Annotated in this window: 12 protein-coding genes and 1 pseudogene; 2 read left to right on the top strand and 11 right to left on the bottom strand. The window is 61.1% G+C overall.

Going from position 1 to position 16,544, the window contains the following annotated elements:
• Nucleotides 1–221: 221 nt before the first annotated feature.
• The gene (locus OIU37_RS06775; RefSeq protein WP_264256633.1) at nucleotides 222–1,316 is read left to right on the top strand and encodes an AbrB family transcriptional regulator; all 1,095 of its coding nucleotides are present in this window, start codon (nucleotides 222–224) and stop codon (nucleotides 1,314–1,316) included.
• A 76-nt stretch (nucleotides 1,317–1,392) separates the two neighbouring features.
• Here the strand turns inward: OIU37_RS06775 and OIU37_RS06780 are convergent, their stop codons facing one another.
• Nucleotides 1,393–2,289 carry an AraC family transcriptional regulator gene (locus tag OIU37_RS06780; protein ID WP_264256635.1) on the bottom strand — a complete coding sequence of 299 codons (897 nt, stop codon included), beginning with the start codon at nucleotides 2,287–2,289 and terminating at the stop codon, nucleotides 1,393–1,395.
• 45 nt (nucleotides 2,290–2,334) lie between these two features.
• Between OIU37_RS06780 and OIU37_RS06785 the strand changes: the two genes are divergently transcribed.
• Nucleotides 2,335–2,742, top strand: coding sequence for a DUF2000 family protein (locus OIU37_RS06785; RefSeq protein ID WP_240602836.1), 408 nt, complete (start codon nucleotides 2,335–2,337; stop codon nucleotides 2,740–2,742).
• A 49-nt stretch (nucleotides 2,743–2,791) separates the two neighbouring features.
• On the opposite strand, the gene OIU37_RS06790 is transcribed toward OIU37_RS06785, so the two are convergent.
• The 10 genes and pseudogenes from OIU37_RS06790 to OIU37_RS06835 form a co-directional block, all read right to left on the bottom strand.
• Nucleotides 2,792–3,457 (bottom strand): OmpA family protein, encoded by a 666-nt coding sequence (locus OIU37_RS06790; RefSeq protein ID WP_129419950.1) that lies wholly within the window; start codon nucleotides 3,455–3,457, stop codon nucleotides 2,792–2,794.
• A gap of 263 nt (nucleotides 3,458–3,720) precedes the next feature.
• Nucleotides 3,721–4,719 carry a flagellin gene (locus OIU37_RS06795; protein ID WP_240602834.1) on the bottom strand — a complete coding sequence of 333 codons (999 nt, stop codon included), beginning with the start codon at nucleotides 4,717–4,719 and terminating at the stop codon, nucleotides 3,721–3,723.
• A 271-nt stretch (nucleotides 4,720–4,990) separates the two neighbouring features.
• Nucleotides 4,991–8,146, bottom strand: coding sequence for an efflux RND transporter permease subunit (locus OIU37_RS06800; protein WP_264256640.1), 3,156 nt, complete (start codon nucleotides 8,144–8,146; stop codon nucleotides 4,991–4,993).
• Nucleotides 8,143–9,345 (bottom strand): efflux RND transporter periplasmic adaptor subunit, encoded by a 1,203-nt coding sequence (locus OIU37_RS06805; RefSeq protein WP_182208896.1) that lies wholly within the window; start codon nucleotides 9,343–9,345, stop codon nucleotides 8,143–8,145. The genes OIU37_RS06800 and OIU37_RS06805 overlap by 4 nt, the downstream gene beginning before the upstream one ends.
• A 255-nt stretch (nucleotides 9,346–9,600) precedes the next feature.
• On the bottom strand, nucleotides 9,601–10,521 hold the full coding sequence (locus OIU37_RS06810) for an adenylate/guanylate cyclase domain-containing protein (RefSeq protein WP_182208895.1): 921 nt from the start codon (nucleotides 10,519–10,521) through the stop codon (nucleotides 9,601–9,603).
• A 180-nt stretch (nucleotides 10,522–10,701) separates the two neighbouring features.
• Nucleotides 10,702–10,845: pseudogene (locus OIU37_RS06815) on the bottom strand (PIN domain-containing protein); the annotation flags it as partial.
• Nucleotides 10,846–10,880: 35 nt separating this feature from the next.
• Nucleotides 10,881–12,431, bottom strand: a complete 1,551-nt coding sequence (locus OIU37_RS06820; protein ID WP_264256643.1) for a SpoVR family protein — start codon at nucleotides 12,429–12,431, stop codon at nucleotides 10,881–10,883.
• Nucleotides 12,428–13,699 carry a YeaH/YhbH family protein gene (locus tag OIU37_RS06825; protein WP_171604041.1) on the bottom strand — a complete coding sequence of 424 codons (1,272 nt, stop codon included), beginning with the start codon at nucleotides 13,697–13,699 and terminating at the stop codon, nucleotides 12,428–12,430. Before OIU37_RS06825 ends, OIU37_RS06820 begins: the two co-directional genes overlap by 4 nt.
• A gap of 12 nt (nucleotides 13,700–13,711) precedes the next feature.
• A complete protein-coding gene (locus OIU37_RS06830) occupies nucleotides 13,712–15,655 on the bottom strand; it encodes a PrkA family serine protein kinase (RefSeq protein ID WP_168310012.1) in 1,944 nt (647 codons plus the stop codon).
• 412 nt (nucleotides 15,656–16,067) lie between these two features.
• Complete coding sequence (locus tag OIU37_RS06835; protein WP_264256647.1) at nucleotides 16,068–16,544, bottom strand: VOC family protein; 477 nt, start codon at nucleotides 16,542–16,544, stop codon at nucleotides 16,068–16,070.

A 16,544-nucleotide genomic window follows, 5' to 3' on the forward strand; every position in this document is an offset into this window, starting at 1 on the left:
CGGAGGTAAGATGGATAAAAACAATGGCTTAGAGCGGCCGCATGAATCAAGTTCGCACCTAAGGCGCCGAGACGCCAGATTTCGCAATTGACCGCTCGTCTTCCCCCGCCTATAGCGGACCCGCGCAGCCGGCTCTCGTAGCCGGCCTTTTTTCGTCATGCCGGAGCCCCTCCCAACTTCAGCCTCAAGGCTTGGCGCCGGCCAGGAAAGATACGGGGATCATGTCATTCAGCGACGCGAGCCGCCTGCTGCGGGATGCCGGCCTGCCGAAATGGGCGCTGCTGCTGGCACTTTCGACCGCTCTCGTCATCTTCTTCGAACTCTTCGCCCTGCCGGCCTCGCTGCTGATCGGACCGATGGTCGCGGCAATTGCGCTGGCGCTGACCGTTGGCAAGGGAAAGCTACGCGTGCCCTTCTGGCCGCTGCAATTCGGCCAGGTTCTGGTCGGCCTGATGATGGCGCGCACCATCACCCCTGACATTCTCGGAACCATGGCGAAGGACGCACCGCTCTTCCTGCTGTTCATCTTCTCGGTCATCGCCATCGCCACCGGCCTCGGCTGGCTGCTGACGCGCTGGCAAGTGCTGCCTGGGACGACCGCGGTCTGGGGTTCCTCGCCGGGCGGCGCCTCCGCCATGGTCATCATGTCGGAAGCCTATGGCGCCGATGCCCGTCTCGTCGCCTTCATGCAGTATCTGCGCGTCGTCTTCGTCGCTGTCGGCGCGTCTGTGATCTCGCGCCTGTGGGTGGCAGCCGATGGCGCCGAGCCGCCGCCGCTCGTCCTCTTTCCCGAGATCGACTGGCCAGCCTTTGCAGCGACGATGGCTTTTGCCGCCTTTTGTGCTTATGGCGTCCGGCGCCTGCGCCTCCAAGGCGGCACGATCATCGTGCCGCTCTTTCTCGGCGCCTTGCTGCAGGGCATGGGCCTCCTGAAAATTGAGTTACCGATGTGGCTGCTCGCCATCGCCTATGCCCTGGTCGGCTGGAGCATCGGCCTGCGTTTCACCCGCTCGATCCTCAAGCACGTGGCGCGCGCCCTGCCGAGGGTATCGGCCTGCATCGTGCTGCTGATGGCGCTCTGTGGCTGCATGGCGGTGGCGCTTCACATCTTCGCCGGCATAGACCCGCTGACCGCCTATCTCGCCACCAGCCCCGGTGGCGCCGATTCCGTCGCCATCATCGCCGCCTCCAGTGATGTCGACGTGCCATTCGTCATGGCAATGCAGACCGGCCGTTTTCTCGTGATCCTGATGATCGGCCCGATGCTCGCCCGTTTCATCGCGCGCCGTTCCGGCCTTGCGGAAAATCCTGTCTAGAGCGGTTCAGCTTTTCATGGAAACGCAGAACCGCTCTAAGTTTTTGTTTTTACGCAATTCCGAACGGAAAACCGCTTCACACTTTTCCTGGAATTGCTCTAGTGCCCTGCGTGAGATTGTGCGCGAGTGCTACCCATTGGCCGGGCGTCATGCCATAGGCCTTCTTGAAATGGCGGTTGAGATGGCTCTGGTCGGCAAAGCCGGTCGCCGCCGCCACATCGGAAATCCCCTCGCCCGCGCCGATCATCGCCCGGGCTCGCTGCAGCCGACGCATCAGGAGGTAGCGATGCGGGCTGGTGGCGAAGGCTGCCCGGAAATGCCGCGACAGCGCAAAACGGTCGAGACCCGTCACCGCCTCAAGCTCGCCGGAATTCACAGCCCGGGTCGCATGCGCCTCGAGATAATCCCGTGCCGCCTGCGCCTGCCGCCAGGCGATAAGGCCCAGCGGCTGTCGCGGCATGCGCGCATGCCGCGACAGCCCGCCCGTCACCCGCGATACGAAATCGTCGACGAAAAGCGCGTCCAGTTCGCGGTTAAGTTCGCCGAGTGCTGCCAGCAGCACGCCCGCCAGCGCCGGATCGCCGATCACGGGTTCATCGACAAAAGGCAGGCCGACGCCATCGGCCTTCAGGCATTCAAGAAGCAGCGACGGCTCCAGATAGAGCATGCGGTACTGCAGCCCATCCTCCGTCCCCGCCCCGCCGTCATGTTCCTCATCGGGGTGCAGCACGATCACCTGACCCGGCAGGCTGAAGCGCCGCTCGCCGCGATAGCGGAAGGTCTGAACCCCCTTCAGCGTCACGCCGAGCGCATAGGTGTCGTGCCGGTGCGGCTCGAAAGCATTGCCTGAGAACTGCGCCTCGATGCGCTCGATGCCGGGAAAGGCCGGCGCAGCTAGGATGGCGTTGCCGGATGGTCCCGCGCACAAACGTTCAAGACCTTCGAAGACCTGCGGATGTAAGTCCTGGTTCAACGCGCCCGATACTCCATAACCCGTAGATAGGTGAAAGACCGTCCGATGTTTGATACCAAAATTGCCGTCGTCCTGCGAAACAATCTTGCCGGCTGGCAGAAGCTGAACGTCACCGCCTTCCTGATGACGGGCATCGCCGGCCGGCATCCCGAGATCATCGGCGAAGCCTACAGGGACCGCGCCGGCAATCTCTATAATCCCCTATCGATCCAGCCGATCATCGTGCTCTCCGCCGACGAGGCGACGATGTCAGCCGTTCACCGCCGCGCGCTGGAGCGCGATATCACCAGTTCGCTGTTTATCGAGGAGATGTTTGAGACAGGCCACGACGCGGCCAACCGCGCCGTCTTCGCAGAATTTGCGCCCGACGACGCCAAGGTGGTCGGCATCGCGCTGCGCGCCGAAAAGAAGATCGTCGACAAGATCACCAAGGGCGCAACGATGCAGCACTAACAGAAACGGCCGGGCTAAGCCCGGCCGTTTCACAGGCAGAAAATTTGGTTCAGCCCTGCGTGATCGGCGCGATCTGGATCTCGACGCGGCGGTTCTGCGCGCGGCCGGCCTCGCTCGCATTGGAAGCGACGGGCTGCGACGGGCCGAAACCGACGGCGGAGACGCGGCGCTGGTCGATGCCCTGGCCGCCGAGATAATCGGCGACCGAAAGTGCGCGGCGCTGCGACAGGTCCTGATTGTGCTGCAGGCTGCCGGTCGAATCCGTATGGCCGTTGACGTCGATCAGCGTGCGGTTGAACTTGCGCAACACGATCGCCACCGAATTCAGCGTCGGATAGAAGCCGGGCTTCACCGCGTCCTGATCAACGTCGAAGGTGATGTTCGACGGCATGTTGAGGATGATGTTGTCTCCGTTGCGGGTCACCGATATGCCGGTGCCTTCGAGCTGGGCGCGAAGCTCGGATTCCTGCTGGTCCATGTAATTGCCGATCGCGCCGCCGGCGAGAGCTCCGACGCCTGCGCCGATCAACGCCGCATTACGCTTGCCGTGGCCACCGCCGCCGACAGCCACGCCGACGAGAGCACCGCCCAGCGCGCCGAGCGCCGCGCCGCCGGCCGTATTGGAAACCTTCTGTTCACCGGTGTAAGGATCGGTCGTCGTGCAAGCGCTGAGATAACTTGCTGCGACAGCCAGAAGTATGAATTTCTTGATCATGGACAGGACGGTCTCCGTTCAAAGCTGATGCGAGCAAATGGCAAGGATTGCGGCAAGAAAATGAAGATTTTCCCTTGATAGGGGAATTTCAGACGCCGAAACAGCAGCCATGTTGCAGCGAAGCGTTGATATCACCAGTTTTCGCAAATTGGCAGCGCTCGACATCCCGCAAGATGCCGCAGGCTACGACGATCAGCCCTTATGGTGAGGAGGCCCAGGGCCGTCTCGAACCACGAGGGCGAGTGTCTGGATGACCCGCATCTTTAAAAATTCTGAAACAGCTGCCGCACGGTGTCGTAGGTGGCGTTGGCGATGTTCAGCGATTGCAGGCCGAGCTGCTGCTGCGTCTGCAGCGCCCGCAGCCTGCTTGACTCCTCCTCCATGTCGGCATCGACAAGCCGGCCGATGCCGGCGGTGATGTTGTCGTGCAGTTTCGTGGCGAAGTCGTTCTGCAGGTTGATGCGCTTTTCCAGCGCGCCGAAGGCCGAACCGACCGTCGTCAGTTGCGTCAGCGCGGCATCGACGACGCCGATCATCTGGCCGATCTGGCCCTGCGTCGTGCTTGATGTCACCGAGATCACCACCTGCCCGGTGGTGGTGCCATTCTTGCTCGTCATCAGCACGTAATTTTGCGCAGCACCAAGTTCGGTGGCGAAATAGGCCGATGTCAGCACCCCGTATTCGCCGGAACCGGTGGCCCGGTCGTCGATCAGATAGCGCGCGTCCTTGGAGGTCGTCGCCCCGACCGGCGTATTGTCGATATGGTAGCTCAGCATGCCGATCGAGATCGTGCCGTCGGCGTTGCGGATGAACGAGGCCGGGATCTGGCGCGGCTGCGTCGGCGTCGCGTCGTTGGTGAGGACCACCCAGTTGTCGCTGTTGAAGGTCGCCGATTCCGAAACGCTGCGCAGCTGCTCCTGCAGTTGCTTGATCTCTTCGTTGATCTTGTTCTTGTCGATGCCGTCTTCGGTCGCGGCGACCAGCTTGGCCTTGATTTCGGAGACGACGTCGATGACGCTCTGAACGCCGGTATAGGCCGTCCCCATCGTCGCTGCGGCCATGCCGAGCGCATCCTGGATGGCCGAAACCGCTTTATTGTCGGTCCGCGCGGTGGTGGCGATCGACCAGTAGACGGCGTTGTCGCTGGCTTTTGCGACACGCATACCCGTCGTGATGTGGTTCTGCGTGACCGTCATATTCCGATTGATATCGCGCAGCACATAAAGCGCCGCATCCACGGAGACGCGCTGATAAAGACTCACGGGACTAAACTCCAAAACACAACAGACGCAAACTGCACTAAAAATGAACCGTGCCGCACGGACATTCATGTCCGGGGTCGCTGAAACTCCAGCGCACCGCAGCCTTCAAGAAACGAAGAAGACCAGTCGGTTACTGGTAACAATCATTGCCGTTTATGCTTAACAAACGCCTAAACTTCAGAAGTAATTTATCTTATTTCGCAAGGTTTCATACACCATAAGAAACGCCGCAGGAGGAGATCCGGCGGCGTTTTCAAATTGGATGAAAATCCTATTCGGCGGCCTGCAGCTGCTCGTCGTCGGGTGCGGCGCGCGGCCGTGTGGCAATCGACATCTCTTCGTGCAGTCGCGCTTCCTCGTGGGCGTGCGGCTTGGCGAAGCGGGCAAGCAGTAGGTAGGCGACCGGCGTGATTAACAGCGTCACCAGCGTCGCGAAACCGAGACCGCCGACGATCACCCAGCCGAGCGCAACGCGTGCTTCGGCACCGGCGCCATGGGCAAAGACCAGCGGCACACCGCCGAGAATGGTGGCGATCATCGTCATCATCACGGGGCGAAGTCGCAGCGCGCAGGCCTTCTCGATCGAGGTCCTCACATCCTCGCCCCGGTCGCGCAGCTGATTGGCGAATTCGACGATCAGGATACCGTTCTTCGCCATGACGCCGACGAGCAGCACCAGGCCGATCTGGCTGTAGATGTTGAGACTGGAGCCGGTGATAACAAGTGCGAAGACGGCGCAGGCAAGACCAAGCGGCACCGTCGACATGATGATCAGCGAGGACAGCACGCTTTCGAACTGGGCGGCTAGCACCAGGAAGATGATGACGATGGCAAAACCGAAGGTCAGCGCCATGCCGCTCGAATTCTCTTCGAGCGTCGCAGCCTCGGCGAGCGGCAACAGGCGGGAGCCCGGCGGCAACAGCGGCTCGGCAAGAGCCGTAACTTGGCTGACGGCATCGCCGAGCGACATGCCGTTCCTGAGGCCGGCGGTGATCGCGACGGAGGCGAGCTGCTGCTCGCGGTTCAGCTGCGGCGCGACCGAACCTTCCTTCATCGTGGCGATAACCGACATCGGCACGATCTTGCCGTCGCCGGTTTTCAGGAACACGTTCTCAAGGTCGGTCGGATCGTCGATCGGCCGCGTCGTCGAGGTCAGAAGCACGGGATAGGATTCGCCGTCGACGAAGACGTCGACCACCGATCGCCCTTCGAGCAGTGATTGGATTGCCGTCGAAAGCCCGGTTATGTCGATGCCGAGATCCGAGGCGCGCTCGCGATCGATCGCCACCGATACCTGCGCCTGGCTCGGCTCGTTGGTCAGGCGCGGCGTATCGTACTGGCCGGTGGCCTCAAGCGACTGAACCAGCTTGGCGGCGGCCGCCGTCAGCGCCTCGTGATCATTGCCGATCAGCGCCATCTGCAGACCACTGCCGGCGCCGCGGATACGAAGGCTGTTCGATGAAATGGCATTGCCGCGCAGGGCCGGCACCCTGGAGGCTGCCTGGTTGATATCGCCGACGATCTCCGTCTGCGTCCTGTCACGCTCTCCCCAAGGGGCGAGCGTCAGCACCATGAAGCCGCTGTTCAGCGAACCGCCCTGGCCGGAGATCGAGAAGATATTGCGGATGTCGCCGCTGTCGACCAGCGGCTGCAGATATTCCTCGACGAGCTGCATCTTGTCGCGGGTATATTCGAGGCTCGATCCCTGCGGCGTCGTCAGCCGCATCATCACCATCGACCGGTCCTCTTCGGGCGTCAGCTCGCTCTTCACCGTCGAGAAAGCAACGAGTGCCGCACCGGCAAAGATCACCGAGAACAGGATGACGACGAAAGGCGCATTGAGACAGCCGCGCAGCGCCCATTTGTAGAGATCGGCGAGCGCCTCGCCGAAGCGGCCGAGCATGCCGTGATCTTCGAGCATCGGCTTGGTCAGCATGCGCGAGGCAAGCATCGGACACAGCGTCAGCGCCACGATCGACGACAGCCCGACCGAGAAGGCGAGCACGAAGCCGAATTCGCGGAAGAGGCCACCGACCTGTCCCGGCAGGAAGGAGAGCGGAATGAACACCGCCGCCAGTGTCGCCGTCGTGGCGATGACGGCGAAGAACACCTCGCGCGTTCCGAGCACGGCAGCAGCGCGCGGCCCCATGCCTTCGGAGCGCCGGCGTACGATATTTTCGAGCACCACGATCGCATCGTCGACAACGAGGCCGGTCGCCAGCACGATCGCGAGCAGCGTCAGGATGTTGATCGAGAAGCCGACCATGTAGATCGCCGCCAGCGTGCCGATCAGCGCCACAGGCATGCTGACCGCCGGAATCAGCGTCGCCCGCCAGTCGCGCAGGAAGAGGTAGATGACGGCGGTGACGATGACGGCGGCAAGCACCAGCGCCAGCACCACTTCGTGGATCGCACCCTGGATGAAGACGGCGTCGTCGCTGGTGATGGCAATCGTCGTGCCCTCGGGCAGCGTCTTCGACAGCTGGTCGACGGCCACCTTGATGCCGGTCGAGATGTTCAACGTATTCGACTGCGCCTGGCGGATGATGCCGAGGCCGATACCCGGCTTACCGTTGGAGCGCAGCGCCGTTTCGCCGTCGCGTGGCCCAAGCATCACCGTCGCGACGTCGCCGAGCCTGACGCGGTCCTGCAGGATGACGTTGGAAAAATCCGCCGGGGTCTGCAGGTTGGCGGTGGCGCGCACCACGATATCCTGCGTATTGCTCTTCAGCGAGCCAGCCGGCACGTCGAGTGCGGCATTGTCGAGCGCCTTGGTCAGGTCGCCGATGGTCAGCCCGCGGCTGGCAAGCGCCCCCTGGTCGACATCGACGCGGAACACCTTCTCCTGGTCGCCATATTCCTCGACGTCGGCAACCCCGTCGACGGAGGCGAGGCGATCGATCACCTCGTTTTCGACGAGTTGGGTCAGGTCGTCCATGTTGAGATTGGTGGAGGTGACGGCAAGGCGCATGATCGCCGAGGAATCCGAATCCGCCTTGACGATCTGCGGCGCGTCCGCTTCGTCGGGCAGGTTCTGGGTAATGCGGCCGATCGCGTCGCGCACGTCGTTGGCGGCGACCGAAAGATCGATCGCATCCGAGAATTCCAGCGTCACTCGGCTCTGGCCGAAGGACGAGGTCGACGAAATCGATTTCAGGCCACTGACGCGCGCGACTGCCCCCTCGATCACCTTGGTCAGTTCCTGGTCGATCGTCTGCGGTGATGCACCATCGAATGTGGTGCGCACGGTGACGACGGGACGGTCGACATCCGGCAGTTCGCGTACCTCGACGCCGACATAGGCGGCAAGGCCGGCAACGACCATCAGCGTATTGAACACCAGCGCCAGGATCGGCCGGCGAACGAAAAGTGCGGTGAAGCTCTGCTTGCCCGACGCCCTGTCCTGATGAATCTCGGTCACGTTCATTGGGTGGCGACCTCCGCAGTCGCGGCGACATCGCCGCTTACGCGCACCGCCCCACCCTCACGCACGCGCTGGAGGCCCTGCGTCACGATGTTGTCGCCGTCCTTGAGGTCGGCCTTGACGAGAATGAAGTCGGGATTGCGCTGCACGACGCTCACCCGCACCTTGTGCGACTTATCGTTCGTCACCTGCCAGACGAAGGACCCTTGCGAATCCCACTGTACGGACTGTGGATCGACCGCCGGATATTTGTCTCCGGGGAATTTCATACTGACGCTGAAGGACATGCCCGCACGCAACTCGTCCGAAGAGTTGTCGATCTTGGCGCGCAGGCGCAACGTACGGCTCGCCGCATCAATACGATTGTCGACCGCCTCAATCACCCCCGAGAACACTTGCCCGGGCCTTGCGACCGACATCGCCTCGACCGGCTGGCCGACCTCAACGGTGTTGGCGAAGCGCTCCGGTACCCAAAAGTCGACCAGGATTTCCGAACGGTCGTCGAGCGTGACGATCGGGATGCTCGTCGTGACGTTGTCGCCGATATTGACCGGCACGATGCCGACGATGCCGTCAATCGGTGCGGTGATGTTGCGCCGGGCGAGATTGAGTTCGGCCGCCTGCAGCTGCAGCCGCGCCCCCTGCTCGGCGATCTCCGAATCGAACACGTCCATGCGCGACACGCTGGATTTGATGTTGTGATAGAGATTGGACTTCTCGACGGCGGCCTTGACCGCCACATCAGCTTGGCCGCGGGCGATCACCTGCTCCTCGCTGTCGAGCTTGGCCAGCACCTGGCCGGCCTTCACCCTGTCGCCCGACTTGATGAGGATTTCGCGGATCGTGCCCGATGCCTGGGGCGTGACCGCGACCGAACGGATCGCGTCACCCGTGCCGATTGCGTTGAGCCGGTCATTGACGATACCCTGGACGACCGCCTGCGTTGCGACGAGAATAGTGTTGTTGCGCCCACCGCCACTGCGGCGCCCCCCCTGTGCCTGCCCCTCACCCCGCTGCTGCCCTTGCGCCCGGGCCGGAGCATCGGTCGTCTCCTCGGCCTTCGGCGCGATCTTGGAAACGATGCTGTCTGGAATGCCTGCGTCGCGCATCGTATCGCCAGCGGCAGGCGCGAAGAAAACCCACGCGGCAAAGCCGGCAATAATGACGATGAGCGAAAGTACAAACTGCTTCCAAAATGCCATTCACGTCTCCGGAGGGACTCGAGGTTGGACCAGGGTCGGTCGAAAGAGGCGCTGCGGGATCGAGATTCCCGTCTGATGCGACAATATCGCGCGTTTACAGTTTACCAGCAAGCATAAGCAGCCGGCATTACCGATTTGTAATATCAGCAAAGAATGGAAATAACCCGGACGCTCACTTTTGCTTGAATGAACACTCGCCCGTGTCTTTGACACCGCCGATTTTCGGGCAGATTTCTGGAGATGCGGGTTCGATGCCTATCGGCGCATCGACCACCGCACGCCCATGACGGCCGCAATCCCCAGTATTGGCCACACCGCCCAGAACTGCCCCGTCCAGGTGAAAAGGTTGATGCCGGCAAGGCCAAGCGCCAGGATCGCCAGCGAGGTGATCTTGCGGTTGAACAGGATCTGATCGCGGTTCCAGGCGAGCGCCGCGACGACGGCAAGCGCGAGCACCGGAAAACGCGCCCAGAAGACGCCCTGCCACGACAGGATATTGATACCGATCAGGACGGCGGCGATGACGCCGAGCACGCCATACAGCCTGTGTCCGCCCGGTGCTGGGATTGTCTCGGCCTTGGCTGCCGCCATAACCGGCGCCGGCTGCGGCCCAGCGGGGCCTGATCGTTCTGCAGATGGCGTCTCATCCTTGGCATCGCCGATCTTCACCGCGTAGCTCGGCACGCCTTCGTCGACGTTCTTCACCATCAGCGGCCCGAGAAACTCGAAGCCGACCGCCACTTTGTTGCGGACCTGATCGTAAACGGTATTTGATATGACGATGCCGCCGGCCGCAGCCGACGTCTGCAGCCGCGCCGCAATATTGACGCCGTCGCCATAGATGTCGTCGCCCTCGACGATCACGTCGCCGAGATTGATGCCGATGCGGAAGAGCATGCGACCGTCAGCCGGGCGGCGGGCGTTGAAGCCCGCGAGTTCGTTCTGGGTGTCGACGGCCGCACGCACCGCCTCGACGACGCTCGGGAAATCGGCGATCAGCCCATCGCCCCAGGTATTGATGACGCGGCCACCATGGCTTTCGATCAGGCGCGCCATCGCTTCCCGGCAGCGCTTCAGGCTCGCAAGCGTCCCCTCCTCGTCAACCCCCATCAGCCGCGTATAATCCTGCACGTCAGCACAGAAGATCGTCGTCAGCTTGCGCCGCGTTTCACTCATGGTCTCTCGTCTCCGCGCTATCCGCCCCCAGGAAAGATCGCTGCAAAGGCTGAAATTGGTCGATTTGAGATCATGGGCTATTGCAGCGGCGGTAAGTTACTAAGCCTTTGTGTTCGTTGCCACCGATAATTGCTGATCGTCGGCCCGCGTTTTCCGGGCATGAGAGGCGGCGTGGACGATTCAGCTTCCTTCATTCGCCCAGTCATCGATCTTCAAAGGTTCCGAAACACGAGCAAAAGCCTCGTCGCGTGTGACGAGGGTCGCGGCCGTTGCGACGGCATGAGCGGCAATCATCATATCGAGGGGCGCCAGAGTCACGCCTAGCCCTTTAAGCCCGGCGCCTCAAGAAAAATGCTGGATCACTGAACGATCTTGCGCGGGCTGGCCGTGTGTTTTCTCGCCACCGTGCTGGAACTGTCGATTTCCTGGAGCAAAACGTCATAGCCCCAGAGATCGGCGAGATGTTGCAGGACGAGCTTCGTATCGGCTTCCTGCAGATAGCAGCCATTCATCATGATATGTTGCAGCAGCAGCCGGCGGTCGCCGGCGAGATCGACATCGACGATATCGATGGCGGGATCGGTCCAGCCGATATCGTATTCGCGGGAGAGCTGGCGGCGGATGCGCAAGTATCCGCGCTCATTGTGGATCGCCGAAACCAGCACCCCCTCGGTCTGTTCCGGATCGTCGTAGAGATGGAACAGCCGCAACTGCCGGATCAGGTTCGGGCTCAGAAACTGGCTGATGAAGCTCTCGTCCCGGTAATTGGCCCAGATGTCGCGCAGGACGGCCATCGCATCGCCGCGTCCCGCGATATCAGGAAACCATGCGCGGTCCTCATCCGTCGGTTTCGTGACGATCCGCTCGATATCCTGCATCATCGCAAAACCAAGCGCATAGGGGTTGAAGCCGGAGAAGCGCCGGTCGTCATAGCTCGGCTGGAACACGACGTTGGCGTGCGACTTCAGGAATTCGAGGAAGTTTCCGTCGCTGATCTGCCCTCGTTCGTGAAGCCGGTTCATGATCTGGTAGTGGACGAAGGTGGCGGTTCCCTCGTTCATCACCTTGGTCTGCCGCTGGGGATGGAAATATTGTGCGACATGGCGGACGATGCGAAGGATCTCGCGCTGCCACGGCTGCAGCCGCGGCGCCGACTTTTCCAGAAAGTATAGGATGTTGTCCTGCGGGAGCCCGAGGGCGGCGCGGCGCTTTTCCAAGCCGCTGTCGCCGGCCTTCCGGGCCTTGCCGACGGGAACCGTGCGCCACAGGTCGTTGAACATCTGCTCCTCGTGGGCGCGGCGCTCCTGCAGCCGCTTCTCCTCCTGGCGAAGGTCGATCGTGGTCTTGCCCGCATATCGATGCACGCCGTGCGACATCAGCGCATGCGCCGCATCGAGCGTCCGCTCGACGGCCGTCTCGCCGTAACGCTCCTCGCAGCGGGTGATGTAACCCTTAGCGAAGTCGAGATAATCGAGGATGCCCTCCGCATCGGTCCAGAGCTTGAAGAGATAGTTGTTCTTGAAGAAGTGGTTGTGGCCGAAGGCCGCATGCGCGGTGACGAGCGTCTGCATCGTCGCCGTGTTCTCCTCCATCAGGTAGGAGATGCAGGGAGAGCTGTTGATGACGATCTCGTAGGCAAGATCGCGCATCCCGCGGCGGTAGAAGGCTTCGTGATGCGCGAAGTGCTTGCCGAAGGACCAATGGCGGTAAAAGAGCGGCATGCCGGTCGAGGAATAGGCATCGAGCATCTGCTCCGAGGTGATGACTTCGATCTGGTTCGGGTAGACGTCGAGGCCGAGTTCGCCGAGCGCGATCTCCTCGCAGGCGTCGTGGATGCGCTGGAGCGTTGCGAAATCCCAGTCAGCCCCCTCGAACAGCAGCCGCTCTCTTGGCCTCATCGTCGTGGTCATGGCGTCACCCTCGACTGTGCTTCACGTTTCTGGAACAGATCGTGGAAAACAGGGAATATTTCGCTTCGCCGGCAGACCTTGCGCATCGAAAGCGGCAGCTCGGAACGGATCCCGTCATAGAGCATCCAAAGCGGTGAACGGGATACCGAGGAGTCGCCGCCTTCTTCGCCGACCTCGATATAGGCGAAATACTGGCACAGCGGCAAAATCTCGCGCAGCAGCTGTCCGGTCAGGTTTCCGTCCGAATGGGCATTGTCGCCGTCCGAAGCCTGGGCGCCGTAGATATTCCACTCTGCCGGATCGAAACGCGCCGCGATGATCCCGCGCATTGCCGCTAGCGCACTGGATACCAGCGTGCCGCCCGTCGCCGGACCATAGAAGAAGGTTTCCTCGTCGACCTCCTCCGCCTTGTCTGTGTGACGGATGAAGACGATCTCCACTTTCTTGTAGCGCTTTGACAGGAAGAGATAGAGCAGCAGGTAGAACCTCTTCGCCAGATCCTTCATGTGCTCCGACATGGAGCCGGAAACGTCCATCAGGCAGAACATCACCGCCTTCGCCACAGGCTTCGGCTCGTTTTCGAAGCGGCGATACCGCACGTCGAGCGGATCGATATAGGGAATGCGCCGGCTTTTTTCCGTCAGGGATTTGAGTTTCGCCTCGAGCGCCAGGCGGCTCTCGTCGTCCTCGCATTCGTCGATCTGCCGCTGCAGGGCTTCGATCTCTTCTCGGCGCGGACGGTGAAGCGCGACGCGGCGCATCATCGCGAGCCTCGTCGTGCGGCCGACGGCGATGTTGGACGGCGACCCTGACACGGAATAGCCGGCCCGCGATGGAATTTCCTCCTCGGTTTCGGCCAGACGCCGCTTGGCAAGATCGGGCAGTTCCAGGTCGTCGAGGAACACATCGAGGAATTCCTCACGCGTCAGCACGAAACGGAAGCCATCCTCGCCGTCGCCTTCCCCTGCATCTTTTGGCTTTCCGCCTTTCCCGCCCGGCGGCCGCGGAATGATATCGCCTTCGACGAAGGCTCTGTTTCCCGGCAGGATGTGATCGGCGATGCCGCCGCCGCCCCTTCGAAGGCTCGGTTCGGCCATTCCATCGATCGGCAGGCTGATCTCACCGCCGTCGAGCACATCGCGAATGTTCCGGTTTTGCAGAGAACGCTTTACCGCCTGCTGCACGGCGCCTTTCATGCGCCGAAGAAACCGTTGCCGATTTTCCAGACTTTTACCGCGCGGATTTAGCCGACGGTCGACAATGTGCATATTGGCTCCACATTAACTTGCCTGTTTGACGCGCATGTACCATTCGACGAGGCGCCGAACCTGCCTCTCCGTGTAGCCCCGCGCAGCCATGCGCGAGACGAATTCGCTGTGCTTCTTTTCTGTTTCCGAATCCTTCTTCGATCCGAAGGAAATGACCGGCAAAAGATCCTCGACCTGCGAGAACATTCGCTTTTCGATAACTTCCCGGATCTTCTCGTAGCTCGTCCATGACGGATTCTTTCCGCCGTTGGCTGCCCGCGACCTCAACGAGAACTTGACGATTTCGTTGCGGAAATCCTTCGGATTGGCAATTCCCGCCGGCTTTTCGATTTTCGTCAGTTCCTGGTTGAGGAGCTCGCGATCGAGAAGCTGGCCGGTATCGGGATCCTTGAAGTCCACGTCTTCGATCCAGGCATCGGCATAATCGACGTAGCGGTCGAACAGATTCTGTCCGTAGTCCGCATAGGATTCAAGATAGGCCTTCTGAATCTCATTGCCAATGAACTCTGCGTAACGCGGCGCAAGATCGGCCTTGATGAACTCCAGATAACGCTTCTCGACATCGTCGGAAAACTGCTCGCGGCGGATCGACTGCTCCAGCACATACATCAGGTGAACCGGATCGGCACCGATATCCGTGGTGTCGTGATTGAAGGTGGAAGCGAGCACCTTGAAGGCGAAGCGGGTCGATATGCCGTCCATGCCTTCGTCGATGCCGGCGGCATCCCGATATTCCTGGACACTGCGGGCGCGCGGGTCCGTCTCTTTCAGGCTTTCGCCGTCATAGGTACGCATTTTCGAGAAGTACGTCGAATTCTCATGTTTGCGCAGACGCGAAAGCACGGAGAAGCGGGCCAGCATTTCGAGCGTCGCCGGAGCGCATGGCGCATCGGCGAGTTCCGATCCCTCGATCAGCTTTTCGTAGATCTTCTGCTCTTCCGTGACGCGCAGGCAATAGGGCACCTTGATCACGCAGATACGGTCGATGAAGGCCTCGTTGTTCTTGTTGGCCTTGAAGGTTTGCCATTCCGCTTCGTTCGAATGCGCAAGGACGATGCCGGAGAAGGGTATGGCGCCGATATTCTCGGAACCGATATAGTTCCCCTCCTGCGTCGCCGTCAGCAGCGGATGCAGCATCTTGATCGGCGCCTTGAACATCTCGACGAATTCGAGCACGCCCTGGTTGGCGCGGTTGAGGCCGCCCGAATAGCTGTAGGCATCGGGATCGTTCTGGGAATAGGTCTCCAGCTTGCGGATATCGACCTTGCCGACCAGCGACGAAATATCCTGATTGTTCTCGTCTCCAGGCTCGGTCTTGGCGATGGCGATCTGGCGCAACCGCGAAGGCTGTACTCTGACGACACGGAAGCGGGAAATATCTCCTCCGAAGTCATCAAGCCGCTTCAGGCACCACGGGCTCATCAATCCATTCAGGCGGCGCAGGGGAATGCCATATTGCTCCTGCAGGAGCGATCCCATCGTGTCCGGGTCGAAGAGGTTGAGCGGACTTTCGAAAACGGGGCTGATCTCATCACCCGCCTTCAGCACGTAGATCGGATGAACCTCCATCAGCAGCTTCAGCCGCTCCGCCAGCGATGACTTGCCGCCACCGACCGGGCCGAGAAGATAAAGGATCTGTTTGCGCTCCTCGAGCCCCTGCGCCGCATGCCGGAAGAAGGAAACGATGCGTTCGATTGTCTCTTCCATGCCATGGAAGCCGGCAAAGGCCGGATAGATCCGGATAGTCCGGTTCATGAATATCCGGCCGAGGCGCGTGTCCCTGGCGGTATCGACCATCTGCGGCTCGCCAATCGCGGCCAGCAGGCGCTCGGTCGCATTGGCATAGGCAAGCGGTTCTTTTTTACAAAGGTCGAGATACTCCGCGATCGACATATCGGTTTCGCGACGCGCATCATAGCTGCGGGTGAACGCATCAAATACGGATTCGCTCAGCATGGGCCCTCCATTCAAGGTTAATGCCACAGGCTCTAGGTCGTCATACCAAGGAGATGGACACGACATTCCTAAGAATCAATAGTTTCACAGGTATATTCCACGCTCACCGGCTGTTTCTGGCAATGCACAAAAACGTGCATGCACCGGTTATTTTTTTACTCTACGAAACTGTCTCTTATTGTAGTTGAGAAGGATGCCATTGCGATATCAGCACATTTCGCGACGTGACAGAAAGATGAAAAGGGTGTGCAATGTCGCCCGTGATTCGAGCACTGGAGAAATCGACGATTTGGCGGTCAATCTGCCCAAAGTCGATGCGGGACAGCGTGTGCCGATCCGCTCCAGACATGCTGGAAAACGGCCTATCCCAGCCATGCGCCCCGCATCGCGATCATGCGCCTACCCGCGCGACTCAGCCGTTGAATGCCTTCTCCAGAGCGGCGACATCGATCTTGACCATGCCGAGCATCACTTCGGTCACCCGTCTGGCCCGCTCACTGTTGCTGTCGGAGATCATCTCGGACAGCACGCGCGGCACGATCTGCCAGGAAAGGCCCCAGCGGTCCTTCAGCCAGCCGCAGGCCTCCGGCGTGCCGCCATTGGCGAGGAAGGCCTCCCATATCCGATCGATCTCGGCCTGGCTTTCCACAAGAATCGCGATCGAGAAGGAGTGGTTGAAGCTATCGAGCGGGCCGGCCTTCATCGCCAGAAATGCCTGTTCGGCGAGCGTGAACTCGATCAGCTCGACGCTGCCGGGAGGCCCGCTCGGCGTTTCCGCCTGAAGTATGGTGGTGCGGCCGATCCTCGAGTCCGGGATAACAGACACGTAGAATTCGACGGCTTCGCGCGCTTCCTCGGCGAACCAGAGATTTGAAACGACCTTCGGCAT

Origin of the sequence: Rhizobium sp. BT-226 (assembly GCF_025847085.2) — a bacterium.
Taxonomy (GTDB): domain Bacteria; phylum Pseudomonadota; class Alphaproteobacteria; order Rhizobiales; family Rhizobiaceae; genus Rhizobium; species Rhizobium sophorae.

Bases quoted from the DNA above. Each gene is read 5' to 3' on its own strand.
- OIU37_RS06775 (WP_264256633.1), top strand. From the start codon at position 222: ATGTCATTCAGCGACGCGAGCCGCCTGCTGCGGGATGCCGGCCTGCCG.
- OIU37_RS06830 (WP_168310012.1), bottom strand. From the start codon at position 15,655: ATGCTGAGCGAATCCGTATTTGATGCGTTCACCCGCAGCTATGATGCG.
- OIU37_RS06810 (WP_182208895.1), bottom strand. From the start codon at position 10,521: ATGAGTGAAACGCGGCGCAAGCTGACGACGATCTTCTGTGCTGACGTG.
- OIU37_RS06800 (WP_264256640.1), bottom strand. From the start codon at position 8,146: ATGAACGTGACCGAGATTCATCAGGACAGGGCGTCGGGCAAGCAGAGC.
- OIU37_RS06790 (WP_129419950.1), bottom strand. From the start codon at position 3,457: ATGATCAAGAAATTCATACTTCTGGCTGTCGCAGCAAGTTATCTCAGC.
- OIU37_RS06835 (WP_264256647.1), bottom strand. From the start codon at position 16,544: ATGCCGAAGGTCGTTTCAAATCTCTGGTTCGCCGAGGAAGCGCGCGAA.
- OIU37_RS06825 (WP_171604041.1), bottom strand. From the start codon at position 13,699: ATGCACATTGTCGACCGTCGGCTAAATCCGCGCGGTAAAAGTCTGGAA.
- OIU37_RS06785 (WP_240602836.1), top strand. From the start codon at position 2,335: ATGTTTGATACCAAAATTGCCGTCGTCCTGCGAAACAATCTTGCCGGC.
- OIU37_RS06820 (WP_264256643.1), bottom strand. From the start codon at position 12,431: ATGACCACGACGATGAGGCCAAGAGAGCGGCTGCTGTTCGAGGGGGCT.
- OIU37_RS06805 (WP_182208896.1), bottom strand. From the start codon at position 9,345: ATGGCATTTTGGAAGCAGTTTGTACTTTCGCTCATCGTCATTATTGCC.